Here is a 13,228-nt window from a genome sequence, read left to right on the forward strand (position 1 = left end):
ATCCGCAAGCGGGGGGAGCCGCTACCGGTCGTGTCTGCACGCTTTGTCCCGGTGCCGCTCGGCTTTCTGCCTGCCGGGCGTACCGGCTCCGAGGAGCTGACGATACGAATCGAAATTCCCTACCACGCCGGCAGTCTGTCGGTGCACTGGCCGGTGGAGGACGGCGAGGGCTGTGCACGTTTGCTTCGCGGGCTGCTCGCATGATCCGCATCGAACGCATCTGGCTGGCCACCGAGCCACTGGACATGCGCGCCGGCACTGAAACAGCCCTGGCGCGGGTTGTTCAGGTGTTCGGTGCGGCGCAGCCGCACACGGCTTACCTGTTCACCAACAAGCGCGCTAACCGGATGAAAGTGCTGGTGCACGACGGCTTCGGTGTCTGGCTCGCGGCCCGCCGCCTTAACGAGGGCGGCTTCGTTTGGCCCGGTCGCGAGCAGGGCACGCAGCGCGAGCTGAACCCCGAGCAGTTGCAAGCGCTGGTGGTCGGCCTGCCTTGGAAACGGCTGGGGCAGGACGCCGCGATCAGCCTGCTGTAACACCCGCATCGGCTATCAACCATCGCTGCGCGGCAATTCACCGAACGCCTTATCGTCAGGTAAGGACGGGGCCGTCACAATCGGCCACATGCCCTCGACGACCTTCGACCATCTGACCCCCGAGCAACTGCGCGAACTGGCCGCGCAGTTGGCCGAGCGTGTCGTCCACCTTGATCAGCAGGTATCCGGTCTCAGCCAGCAGGTTCACTTCCACAAGACCCGCAACGAGCAGTTGGCCCACGAGATCGCGATCCTCAAGCGTCACAAGTTCGCCAAGCGAAGTGAGCAACTGAGCCCCGATCAGATCAGCCTGCTTGATGAACTGCTCGACACCGATATCGCCGCTATCGAGGCAGAACTGAAAGCCGTAAATCCCCCAGCGGCCCAGGGCGAACCCCGCCAGCAGCCCAAGCGTGCGCCGCTACCGGCCCAGTTTCCGCGCACCCTGATCCATCACGAGCCGGACAACACCCAGTGTGCCTGCGGCTGCCAGCTCAAGCGGATCGGCGAGGACGTCAGCGAAAAGCTCGACTACACGCCGGGCACCTTCACGGTGGAACGGCACATCCGTGGCAAGTGGGTCTGCGACCAGTGTGAGACGCTGATCCAGGCACCGGTGCCAGCTCAGGTGATCGACAAGGGCATCCCCACTGCCGGCCTGCTGGCTCATGTCATGGTGGCCAAATACGCCGACCATCTGCCGCTGTACCGGCAAGAGAAGATCTTTGGCCGTGCGGGTCTACCTATCGCGCGCTCGACATTGGCACAGTGGGTCGGACAAACCGGCGTGCAGCTCCAGCCGCTGGTCGACGCCTTGCGCGAAGCGGTACTGGCGCAAGGTGTGATTCACGCCGACGAAACCCCGGTGCAGATGCTGGCCCCAGGCGAGAAGAAAACCCATCGGGCTTACGTTTGGGCTTACTGCACCACGCCCTTCGCCGACCTGAAGGCGGTGGTCTACGACTTCAGCCCGAGCCGCGCTGGCGAACACGCACGTAACTTCCTCGGCTCCTGGGGCGGCAAGCTGGTCTGTGATGATTTTGCGGGCTACAAGGCCAGCTTCGAGCAAGGCATCACCGAAATCGGCTGCATGGCCCACGCCCGGCGCAAGTTCTTCGACCTGCACGTAGCTAACAAAAGCCAGTTGGCCGAGCAGGCGCTGCACTCGATCGCCGGCCTCTATGAAATCGAACGGCAGGCGCGTGACTTGAGTGCTGAGGATCGGTGGCGGATACGGCAGGAAAAGTCCTCGCCGATCCTCAACGCGCTGCATAAATGGATGCTGGCCCAGCGCGACCTGGTGCCTGATGGATCAGCGACCGCCAAGGCACTCGACTACAGCCTTAAACGCTGGAAAGCGCTGACGCGCTACCTGGATGACGGCGCCGTGCCCATCGACAACAATCGGGTCGAGAACCAGATCCGGCCTTGGGCGCTTGGACGCTCGAACTGGCTGTTTGCCGGCTCGCTACGCAGCGGCAAACGGGCGGCGGCGATCATGAGCCTGATCCAGTCGGCGCGCCTTAACGGTCACGACCCGTATGCCTATCTGAGAGATGTGCTGATGCGCCTGCCGACGCAACGGGCGAGCGAGATCGGCCAACTGCTCCCACATCAGTGGATGCCTGCCTGAGGCAAGCAAATAACGACAGCGGTGTATCACCCCAAACAGCCTACCCGTAATAGTCTCGCACTGATTTTTATGCGTGCAGCGTGTGATACAGAGCAGGCGTGCAGCATGTGATACAGCCTACCCGTGCACCGTGTGATACAGCTTGGGAAGGTGACTTGGCTAGACGCTTACGGACTTGTCGAACTCGCGCCAAAAAATCTGTTTTAAGCTCAAGCCACAAATATTCTCTAGCGGTTCGGGTATTGCCTCCGGGCCTACCTCCATAAAGCTGCGAATACACTCCCACTGCGCCATGGAGGAAATTCCACCGCCGGTATTGACCATCAGCACCCAGCCTTGTTTGTCGGGGGCGTAGTCTTCGTGCTCTTCCCCCTTGAGCGGGAACCACAGCAGCAGGCTGCCGTGCTTGCTGGCGCCGCCGGTATTGAGGCTGAGCGCACTGGGGGCAATGGCATGTACTCGCTCCCAGGGAACAAACCAGTAGCTACCATCAGGTTCGGTGATACAGACCTCGCGGCGCTGGCGATTAAAGCGAATCGGCGGGATCAGTGGCTTGCGGTACTGCTTGATAAACAAGTACCAAAGGGTGCCCATAAGCCCCCCCATAACCCCTAAAACCACCAGGCTGGCCACAATATCCCCACCTAAAGCGGCCCAAATAGCAACAGCGACAAATAAGAATGTCCCCATATGCAACGTCAGCCAACCCGCTCCCATGGAAAAGCTGCCGATATCCAAAAACACCTGATTTTTACGCCAGATGATATTCATCAGGTCGCTGGCGGGTTGGCCGGTTGGAATGGGTAATGGGGCCAGATGCTCCTGCTTCCGGAGAAGCCCCTGGGCGTGTTCGGTCATTGACTTTCCTTGGGTTGGAGCTGCTCAGCGCTCACTGGTACGGTGCTACAGCTATCGATAAGCAAAGGGCCGTCATTGGAGGCATGCTCAACGACTGCAGTGCCTCGGATGATATAGCGCAGACCCATGCCGCCGCCGACCACCATTTGCTGCGGGCCGAGTGTGCCGGCCTGCATAGCCAACGGGCTATGGTACAAAACCTGAAGCTGCCAGTAATGGCTGTCGGCGCGCTTGGGCAGTGCACCGCTCAAGCGCAAGCCCATACCCTGATGAATAGGTAACCATTGGCTTTCCAGATTGCCTAACCACTGCCGGGTACAGTCGGTGGGGGTGTTGCGGTTGTCGAATGCCGCAAGCTTTACATACAGCTGAGTACGTTCGGGATTGGCCCCCGGTAGAAACAGTTGCAGGCTGTCGGTTCGACTCTCGATCACGATGCTGTGATCACTCTGCCCAATCTGGCGGCTATGCAGGCTCGCGGAGGCCAATAGCTTGGGCTTAAACAGCAGGTCAATCAGGGTTTGCAGCTCCTCGCTGCGCTGCGCCGGGCTGTCGCCCCAGCGCCGCTTTTGCCCCCAGTAACATTGCTCAAGGAAGGCTTGCAGCTCGCTGTCCTTGAAATAGTTCCAGGCCAGGTACAGTCCTTCGATAATCAGCAGTAGCCAGTTCACTGGCACGATGCGCAAGGTGAACCACTTGATCGCCTGTTCGGTGGTCCATTTCCCAGTCAGCGCCATATAGGTAGCATAACCACCCAGGCCGGTTTGAGCGCTCATTACACCGAAGACTGCACCATCATGCCCCAAACGTGCCCAATGATCAGCCGTCCAATAGGCACCGTCTTTATGCATTTCAGCGGAAAGTTTGAGTAAATCGAAAACGGCTCCAAGAGTGGCCAATACACCAGTAGTAAAACCAAACAGCGTTACGATGGGAGCCTTAGCACCGAACTTGCTGATTTCAACCCGCCCAGTCGCCTCCCACGCCGCACCGATCACTGCCGATAGCGCCGCCCCTACCTTGAGGTTTTCGGCCAGATGTTCACGACTACGCACCTCATCATGCTCGCGCCCCTGGTCGCGCTGATTAAGTACCTGCACGTTGTTCATATGCAGCAGCAGAGCCGCCAGTGGCAGCACGCCACCCAGGGTGTTCAAACTCTTGATACCGGTGACAGCCGGGGTCAGACCTTTCTGCAGATTTTGCCCGGCAAGCCGACCCCAGTCCCACAGACGTTGCCCCACCGTACCGCTGAGGCTAAAGCCCATGCTGCCGGCCTTGATGGCGCTGTCCGAGCACAGCCTTACAATCACCAACAGCGCACGTAGCGGATCGGGGAAGCGCTGGATCAAATTGCTCGGGGCTGCGCTACTGGCCAGGTGCTCGGCCTCCAACGCAGCAAAGGCCGCAGACAACCGCGATACAGACTGCCCCCAGTCTGCGCCGCTTGGGCCGCCGAGCTCACTGAGCCAGGCATATTTACCACTGGCCACCAGGCTGCCGATCAGTTGGCCAATAGCCGCCTGATTGGCACTGGTGAGGGCTGCTTCTACCTCGGCGCCACGGTCTGCCAGGTCCATCAACGAGGGGCTGAAACCACTGGCCAGCAAGCTGAAAGGTTGTTCAACCGAAGGCGAGCGCAGCAGATTTACGGCCAGCTGAGTGCCAGGACCGCTGCTGCACAAGGCACTCAGGCTGTTGAGGCTGAGTTCACTGAGCCAGGAGCAGTGTGCGCCGTTGTCGTAATCGGCATACCAGAGCGCGCTCCCGTGGCGCGCCAGGTAGGTGGACATGTCTTTATAAAGCACCTCGCGGCGGGCAAACAGCCATTGGCGGTGCGGCTCGGCGATCTCGGCCATCCATTTCTGCATAGCTGCCAATTGCACACGGTCAGCAACCTGAGCGCTGCTTTTGGCGTCAGTCATGTTGTGGACCTTATTGGCCTGGTAGGCCATGACCACACCTTGCAACTGTCCGTGCAGATCCAGTGGAATAAATTCCCGGGTAGGAGCCAGAACCACTTCTTCACGGCGATGAATATCGGCAATGCGAGCATCAGCGGCAGCATGACCAATTCTGTGGCGCTGACGCTGATTGACTGCGGTCTCTTCGTCGAGCAAAGGGGTGAGTTCGCGCCGGGCCTTGAGCAGAATATCGCCCTGCTCCGGGGTGAGCTGGATATCGCGATCGCGGTAACGGTAGTTGATCAGGTTGCTCAGCTCTGCGCCGTCTTCACTGATCAGGCTGTTGATAAAGCCGGCGATCATCCCTTTGTGGGCGTGCTCCTGATCCCAGTCTTCTTCGCGCTGATTGACCATGCCTTGCTCATGATTCAGATCACGCAATACACCCAGATCATCGTCCAGGCTGGCGAACACCCCGTGAAGCTCGACAGCCTGGCTGCGCGCGCTGCTCAGCCAGGTATCCGTTGCCGGCACGTCCCATGGTTCCGCGCTCCATTCGCCGGGCGCGTGTTCGGCAGCTTCTGGCTGGCGGGCTGCGGCCCGTTCGCGCTCGTGCAGCCAGGTACGGGCATGGACGTACGCCTGAATGCGCTCGGGGGTAGGCTCGTCCATCATCTGCTTGCCGAGGGTATCCACACCCCCGCGGTAGGCGTCGCCGTTCTGCGCGTAGTCGTGGGACAGGGCTCGATCGCGAATCTCGGGCATCAGCTCGGCCATGACCTGCTCGGCGCTGTCCAAAGCTGGGCAATGGTCGGCCTCCAAGGTGCGCGCGACTTGAGTCAGGCTGATGCAGCGCATGCGGGCGCGGCGCTCGCTCGGTTCGCCGGTGAGGCGCTGGTGGACAGCGGCGGTCAAAGGGATTTCGGTATAAAGCAACAGGGCGTCGTGTTGTTTGTTTAGTGCGATGCCAGCGATGCTGCCGTTGGCTACGGCGCTTGCGGCGTCATCCAGTCCCTGCTCCAGCAACTGGCCGTCGGCGGCCACGGCAAAGCGGCGCAGCGGTCCTTGGTCGTGCCAGAGATAAAGGTAACCGGGGCGCAAGCGGCGCAGGGCCATGGGATGGCTCTGGGTTCCGCTCGCTGGTCTACAGCGTTTATGCGCGGCTGGCTGTTCGGCCAGGGCATAGCGTACGGGAACGATAAAAACCTCGGCCTGGCGCGCCGGACAGCTGGCCATGGGGCTGGACAGGTCGTCCTTTTCGAAGTCCTGTTGCGCGGCTTGGTCGGCGTGGGCCAGGCGTAGCGTTCGATCCTGAGGGCGGGTGGTCATGCGACTGACTCCTTGTCGGTACGCAGCAACTGGCATTGCAGTTCGCCGATGAGGTTGTCCAGGCGTTGTGCGGGTAGCGGGCCGCGCTGTTCGAGCAGTTGCCGATAAGTTTCGTGCTCGGGGGCCTGCGGAAAATCACTGCCCAACTCGGCCAACAAGCTCGCCCAACGGGCGACTTCATCGGCCGCGCTATAGCCATATCGTGCCGCGCTTTGACGACACAGGGTGACGAATTGCTGCTGGGCGGCAGCATCCATGCCCTGTAGCGATTCAGGGAAGAAACGCTGCAGATGGGCCAGCAGACGCTGATCGAAGCAGGCGTGCTTGGCCTGGTTTAACTGTTCCAGTTGTTCTTGGGAGAGCCGCAGCCAAGGCGTGTCGTCATAGCGCGCAAAGGTCTGCGGCTTGTTCTCGCGTAGCAGCGCCAGTTTCGCGCCAGAATCTGCCGGTAGGCGAATACGCTGCACCGGCCCCATCAATGGATCGCGCTCGTCCGCATTCAGCGGGCCCAGCCATAAAGCCATGATGCGTGGGTCGTGGTAGCGGAACAGAGTCGTTTGTTCACCTTCCAGGCGCACATGAATCAAGCTGCGCAGGTGCTCGACCAGATCGTCTTCGCTCGCATCGGACTCGAGCCAGATACCAGCCGTTGCTTGCCACTCCTGCTGGAATACCTGCGCAAGTTCGCTGTGCGGCCGTACCGCTACCAGCAGCGGGCCGACTTCTGCCAACGGTTCATAGGTGCTGTGTTGATAAAGCAGATGCAGCGAGGGGGATTCTTCCAGGCCGTAAATTCGGACAGCCAGTCCTTCGATCTGCGCGCCATCGAGTAATAGGTAGCTATGCAGCAGCGATTGGGCCGTCATACTTTGGCCTCGGTCTGCTGACAGATTTCACAGATCGGCAGGGCGGTACGCGCGGCCTGTTGCAACGCCTGTTTCTGCGCCTGAATCAGTAACTCACCGGCCTTGTCGGCATCCGCCGCCCTCACCTTGCCCGGCAACACTGGCGCCGCGCCCGAGCCCTTACCCGGACTTCCCCCGGAGTTCATTCGAATCACCGGCCCCACCATCGTGATGCCGCTCGCATCGAGCTTCATAAAGCTACCGGCGGCTTTGAAGGTCAGTTCGCTGCCAGCTTCAAGGACAACTTTCAGGCCGCTGGACAGGTGGATTTCCTGGCCGGCTTCAATGAACTGGCCGGTACCAATCTTCAGGTGTTGGCTGTTACCCACGGTGAGGTGGTCGTTGGCGCGGATTTCGGTCTTGCGGTCGGCGTGGGTGGTGCGGTGTTCTTCGGCGCGGAACTCGCTGTAGCTGTTGGCCTCCACGGTGTCGTGGCGCTCGTGGCCGACGCGGATTTTCTGGTCGTGCTCGATGTTCTCGTCCCAGTCGCGCTGGGCGTGGAGGTAGATCTGTTCGGCGCCCTTGCGGTCTTCGATGCGCAGTTCGTTGTAGCCGCCACCGCCCGGGCTGCTCAGGGTCTTGAACACGGTGCGGGTCTTGTTCGCCGGCAGGTCGTAGGGGACCTGGTGTTCCTTGTGGTACAGGCAACCGGTCACCAGCGGTTGATCGGGGTCGCCTTCGAGGAAGGTCACCAGCACTTCCATGCCAACACGCGGGATGGCGATGCCGCCGTAGCGGTCGCCGGCCCAGCTGGAGCTGACGCGCAGCCAGCAGCTGGTCTTGTCATCGGCCTGGCCTTCACGATCCCAGTGAAATTGAACGCGTACTCGGCCGTACTCGTCGCAGTGGATTTCTTCGCCTGCCGGCCCGGTAACTACGGCGGTCTGGCTACCGAGAACCTTCGGTTTCGGATGGCGAAGGGCCGGGCGGAAGGGGATGTCCCAGGGGGTGGCGGTGAAGTGGTTGCGGTAGCCTTGTTGGAAGCCGGAGCTGGTAAGAGCCCCCTCACCCCAGCCCTCTCCCCATAGGGGAGAAGGGGCCAGTCCGTGTTGAACCGGGACATTGGTAATTGACTCCTCCAGTACCTGTGGCTGCTTACCTTCATGCAGCACTTCGGTCAGCAGCCAGAGCTGGTTCCAGTCGCTGCGCGGGTGTTCGCCGAGCGGGAGGAAGTGCCCGCTCGCCAGTTGCGGCTGGTCGCTTTCGCCTTCGGCCAGTTCGTAGTCGTGGCGGTGGCGCTCCAGGGCGCGTTGCGACAGGTGCTTGCCGCGGGCGCGCTCGGTGAAGCGGCCGGGGTAATCGTAGTCTTCAAGGTCGGGCTGGAAGTCGCTGTGGAACGCGGCCTCCATGTTCAAGCGCGGCTTCTCGAAATCGTAATCGCGGCGCGTGACGCGGCTGGTGCGGGTTTCCAGGCGCAGGCCGAAGCGCTTGATCACCGGCTGGTCGGCGACCAGACCGCTGTCCTGCTGATAGGCGGTGGCGGCGAGCCTGGGGAAGACCGTCTGGTCATCGCCGAAGACCAGCACATGGCCAGCTGTGCTGTGCTGGAAGTGATAGTGAATACCCTCTTCCTCGCACAGGCGCTGGATAAAGTGCAGGTCGGTTTCGTCGTACTGCACGCAGTACTCGCGCTGTGGGTAGATCACCGGGCCGAGCTGGAAGCGGTAGGCATCGGCCTGGATGCCATGCTCCTCGAGCACCTGGGCGACGATCTGCGGCACGCTCAGGTGCTGGAAGATGCGCTGGTTGGTGCGATGGGCAAGGTAGGCCAGCTGCGGCACGAGCGTGACGCGATAGCGGGTCAGGCGCTTGCCGGATTCACCTTGGGCGGCTTGATGCACCAGCCCGTGGATGCCGCTGCCGTCCGGGGCGAAGGCGAGGAAGGCCGGGCGATGCAGCAGGCTTTCCAGATCCAGATCGGGGTGCTCGCTGACCAGTTCCAGGTCGAAGCGGTAGGGCTGGCTGATGGCCTCGCGGCCCTGGAATTGGAGCACCTTGAAGTCGTGCTCGACGCCTTCGAGGGAAAGCGTGAAGTGGGCCTGGTTGGCTGGGGCGAACATCCATGTTCCTCCTGTTCAGTCCATGTATCAGCGCATGGGCGCTTGCGGAGCCCCGTGTAACACAGGCCGGCCGCTCTAGAATGCATGGTCCGCGCATTCCAGAACGACGATGGCGGAATCTGTTCAGTGCTTCGCAAAAAGCATTCGGCCAGGCGAGCCTGGCCGAAGCGGGACCGCGGCGAATCAGCCAGCGATCGGGGTGCGCCAGTCGTCGGAGCCGGAGGTGCCGGAAACCTCGTGGGTCCAGACGATCTTGCGGTAGGTGAAGTACACGTCTTCCAGATGAGTGAAATGGGACATGTTCGGGTCCTGGCAGTTGGGCATGCGCGACTGCACGTCGACGATCACCGCATCTTCCAGTTCGATGGTGAAGTAGTGTTCCTGGGTGCCGGTGGACGAGGTGCGGTACCACTCCAGACGGCACTTGTTCAGGCGCTCGCCGGAAGTCAGAGCGTTGAAGATCAGCGGCGACGACTTATCGAATACCTTGGTGATCATCAGCGGCTTGTGTACGCGCTGGCCTGTCGGCTGGCCGGACTGCGGGTCACGCGGGATGATGACCTGATGCTGGAAGGCCTGCACCAGGATCTGGTCCTCATGGCCTTCCTGGAAGATGTTGCCAACCGAGTCCTCGGTGAAGGTGCCGGCGGTGATCAGGCCTTGCTTGGTGCCTTCGAGGGACAGATACGCGGGTGTTGGCATGGGTGCTCTCCTTGTCTGAAATGAGTGCCAAATGGCCATTTCGTAACAACAATCGCCATGCCAAAAATAAAAAACTGCTTATTTATCAAAAAGATATCTAATTTAAATTACACAGCCCGAATAGCAGAAGTGATGCCCGACACAGAAAGCTGCGCAAGTTCCTGCGCAGACATGGCAACAAGTTGCGCAACGCCCACCAAGCTCGTGACTCATCGCACTGCGAACAGCTTACCCACAAACTTATCCACAGAATGCTGCGCAAGAAATTGCGCAGGCCATTGCCCCTGATGAGGCCTCATCCACTTTTCTGCAGGCAAAAAAAACCTCGAACTTCATTGGGGGAGGGGGAAGTTCGAGGTCCAAATCCGGACCGCTAGGGCGGGGTCCAGAGATCTGCCAACACTTAACACAACAAGGAGCATCGAAGGGCTTTTACACCCTTCGCATGCTCTGACCGGATGGTTGCAGCGGAAGTTCAACGCGGACGAAAAAAATTTCGTCGACTACCGACATTTTTCGGCAGCCCGGTCAGTGGGCCTCGTCCCAGTTGTTGCCAACGCCCGCTTCGACCAGCAGCGGTACGTCCAGCTGGGCCGCCTCGCTCATCAACGGACAGATCTGCTGGCGGACCTGCTCGACCAGGTCTTCGCGCACTTCCAGCACCAATTCATCGTGTACCTGCAGGATCACCCGCGCATCCAGCCCGCTCTGCTGCAGCCAGCCGTCCACGGCGATCATGGCGCGCTTGATGATGTCCGCTGCGGTGCCCTGCATCGGCGCGTTGATCGCGGTGCGCTCGGCGCCCTTGCGCATGGCGCCGTTCTTCGAATTGATCTCCGGCAGGTATAGGCGCCGGCCGAACAGCGTCTCGACATAGCCCTGCTCGGCGGCCTGGGTGCGGGTGCGCTCCATGTAGGCCAGCACGCCGGGGTAGCGGGCGAAATAACGGTCGATGTACTCCTGCGCTTCCTTGCGGCCGACGTCGATCTGCTTGGCCAGGCCGAAGGCGCTCATGCCGTAGATCAGGCCGAAGTTGATCGCCTTGGCGCTGCGTCGCTGGTCGTTGCTGACCTGCTCCAGCGGCACGCCGAACACCTCGGCAGCGGTGGCGCGGTGCACGTCGAGGTCGTTCTGGAAAGCGTGCAGCAGACCGGCATCCTGCGCCAGATGAGCCATGATGCGCAGCTCGATCTGCGAGTAGTCGGCCGCGAGCAGCTTGTAGCCCGGCGCCGCGATGAAGGCCTGGCGAATACGCCGGCCCTCGGCGGTGCGGATCGGGATGTTCTGCAGGTTCGGATCGCTGGAAGACAACCGCCCGGTGGCGGTCACCGCCTGGTGGTAGCTGGTGTGGATGCGCCCGGTGCGGGGGTTGATCTGCTGCGGCAGCTTGTCGGTGTAGGTGCCCTTGAGCTTGCTCAAGGAGCGGTGCTGCATGATCACCTTGGGCAGCGGGTAATCCTGCTCGGCCAGTTCAGCCAGCACGCTTTCCGCGGTGGACGGCTGGCCGCCGGCGGTCTTGGAGATTACCGGGCAGCCGAGCTTGTCATAGAGGATCGCGCAGAGCTGCTTGGGCGAGCCGAGGTTGAACTCCTCGCCGGCAATATCGAAGGCCTCGCGTTCCAGCTGCACCAGCTTGTCGCCCAGCTCGACGCTCTGCTGGCCGAGCAACTGCGCATCGACCAGCGCGCCGTTGCGCTCGATGCGCGCCAGCACCGGCACCAGCGGCATCTCGATCTCGGTCAGCACCTTGAGCAGCGATGGCGTCTGCTCCAGCTTGCCGAGCAAGGTCTGGTGCAGGCGCAGGGTGACATCGGCGTCCTCGGCGGCGTAGGGGCCGGCCTGTTCGATGGCGATCTGGTCGAAGGTCAGCTGCTTGGCGCCCTTGCCGGCGATGTCCTCGAAACGGATGGTGCCACGGCCGAGATATTTCAGCGCCAGGCTATCCATGTCGTGGCGAGTGGCGGTGGCGTCCAGCACGTAGGATTCGAGCATGGTGTCGAAGGTCATGCCGCGCATCTCGATGCCGTAGTGCATCAGCACGTTCATGTCGTACTTGCCGTGCTGGCAGATCTTGGTCTTCGCCGGATCCTCCAGCAGCGGCTTGAGCGCGCCAAGCACGGCATCAAGCTCGAGCTGCTGCGGCACACCCATATAGGAATGACGCAGCGGCACATAGGCCGCCTGGCCCGGCTCGACGGCGAACGACACGCCGACCAGCTCGGCGCGCTGAGCATCGATGCTGGTGGTTTCGGTATCGAAGGCGAAGCACTCGGCGTTCTTCAGGCGCTCGAGCCAGGCATCGAACTCGGCCGGATCGAGGATCGTGGTGTACTCGGCTTCGGCCTGGATCGAGCAGCCTTCGGGCTGCACCTCGCAGTTCTCGCCCGCGGCCTTGGCCTCGCGCAGCAGGTCGTCCAGCCAGTTCTTGAATTCCAGCTCGCGGTACAGCGCAATCAGCGCCTCGCGGTGCGGCTCGCCGGGCATCAGGTCGGCGACCTCGACGTCCAGCGGCACGTCGAGCTTGATGGTCGCCAGCTCATAAGACATGAAGGCGGCGTCGCGGTGTTCGGCGAGCTTGGCGCCCAGTGACTTGGCGCCGCGGATCGGCAGGCCGGCGACCTGGTCGAGGTTGTCGTAAAGCCCCTTGAGCCCGCCGGGAATACCGTTGAGCAGGCCACAGGCAGTCTTTTCACCCACGCCTGGCACGCCCGGAATGTTGTCGACCTTGTCGCCCATCAGCGCAAGGAAGTCGATGATCAGCTCCGGGCCGACGCCGAACTTGTTCTTCACGCCTTCGATGTCATAAACGCTGCCGGTCATGGTGTTGACCAGGGTGACGTGCGGACAGACCAGCTGCGCCATGTCCTTGTCGCCGGTGGAGATGATCACGTCGCGGCCGAGCGCCGCGCACTGGCGCGCCAGGGTGCCAATGACGTCGTCGGCCTCCACGCCTTCCACGCACAGCAGCGGCATGCCGAGGGCACGGACGCTGGCATGCAGCGGCTCGACCTGGGAGCGCAGGTCATCCGGCATCGGCGGACGATGAGACTTGTAGTTCTCGAACAGCGCGTCGCGGAAGGTTGGCCCCTTGGCATCGAAAACCACCGCGAACGGACTGTCCGGGTATTGCCGACGCAGGCTGAGCAGCATGTTCAGCACGCCCTTGACCGCGCCGGTCGGCTTTCCGGTTGAGGTGGTCAGAGGAGGCAGGGCATGGAAGGCGCGATAGAGGTAGGACGAACCGTCCACCAGGATGAGGGGAGCTTGGCTCATGAGCGGAATCAACCTTTTCGGCGGGCCC

General features: G+C 61.7%; 9 protein-coding genes and 1 pseudogene. 3 read left to right on the plus strand and 7 right to left on the minus strand.

What is annotated here, in order from left to right; genetic code table 11:
* The 3 genes from F753_RS28975 to tnpC all read left to right on the plus strand — a co-directional run.
* On the plus strand, positions 1-204 hold a 204-nt coding region (locus tag F753_RS28975; protein WP_023444192.1), incomplete at its 5' end, for a hypothetical protein.
* Positions 201-536 (plus strand): IS66 family insertion sequence element accessory protein TnpB, encoded by a 336-nt coding sequence (gene tnpB / locus F753_RS28980; RefSeq protein WP_023443792.1) that lies wholly within the window; start codon positions 201-203, stop codon positions 534-536. The genes F753_RS28975 and tnpB, both read left to right, overlap by 4 nt.
* 88 nt (positions 537-624) lie before the next feature.
* A complete protein-coding gene (gene tnpC / locus F753_RS28985; protein WP_023444193.1) occupies positions 625-2,169 on the plus strand; it encodes an IS66 family transposase in 1,545 nt (514 codons plus the stop codon).
* 159 nt (positions 2,170-2,328) lie between these two features.
* On the opposite strand, the gene F753_RS28990 is transcribed toward tnpC, so the two are convergent.
* The 7 genes and pseudogenes from F753_RS28990 to polA form a co-directional block, all read right to left on the minus strand.
* Positions 2,329-3,027 carry a hypothetical protein gene (locus F753_RS28990; protein ID WP_023444194.1) on the minus strand — a complete coding sequence of 233 codons (699 nt, stop codon included), beginning with the start codon at positions 3,025-3,027 and terminating at the stop codon, positions 2,329-2,331.
* Positions 3,024-5,708: a hypothetical protein gene (locus F753_RS49690; protein ID WP_167332053.1), complete on the minus strand. Its 2,685-nt coding sequence runs from the start codon at positions 5,706-5,708 to the stop codon at positions 3,024-3,026. Before F753_RS49690 ends, F753_RS28990 begins: the two co-directional genes overlap by 4 nt.
* A 57-nt stretch (positions 5,709-5,765) precedes the next feature.
* Positions 5,766-6,296: pseudogene (locus F753_RS50280) on the minus strand (toxin VasX); the annotation flags it as partial.
* Entirely contained in the window at positions 6,257-7,126 is an 870-nt protein-coding gene (locus F753_RS29000) for a DUF4123 domain-containing protein (protein ID WP_023444196.1), read from the minus strand. The pseudogene F753_RS50280 and the gene F753_RS29000, both read right to left, overlap by 40 nt.
* Positions 7,123-9,225, minus strand: a complete 2,103-nt coding sequence (locus F753_RS29005) for a type VI secretion system Vgr family protein (protein WP_023444197.1) — start codon at positions 9,223-9,225, stop codon at positions 7,123-7,125. Before F753_RS29005 ends, F753_RS29000 begins: the two co-directional genes overlap by 4 nt.
* Before the next feature lie 183 nt (positions 9,226-9,408).
* On the minus strand, positions 9,409-9,927 hold the full coding sequence (locus F753_RS29010) for an Hcp family type VI secretion system effector (RefSeq protein WP_003286458.1): 519 nt from the start codon (positions 9,925-9,927) through the stop codon (positions 9,409-9,411).
* A 528-nt stretch (positions 9,928-10,455) separates the two neighbouring features.
* Entirely contained in the window at positions 10,456-13,200 is a 2,745-nt protein-coding gene (gene polA, locus F753_RS29015) for a DNA polymerase I (protein ID WP_023444198.1), read from the minus strand.
* Between the last annotated feature and the right edge of the window lie 28 nt (positions 13,201-13,228).

This window comes from Stutzerimonas chloritidismutans AW-1, from assembly GCF_000495915.1.
In the GTDB taxonomy this organism is placed as follows: domain Bacteria; phylum Pseudomonadota; class Gammaproteobacteria; order Pseudomonadales; family Pseudomonadaceae; genus Stutzerimonas; species Stutzerimonas chloritidismutans.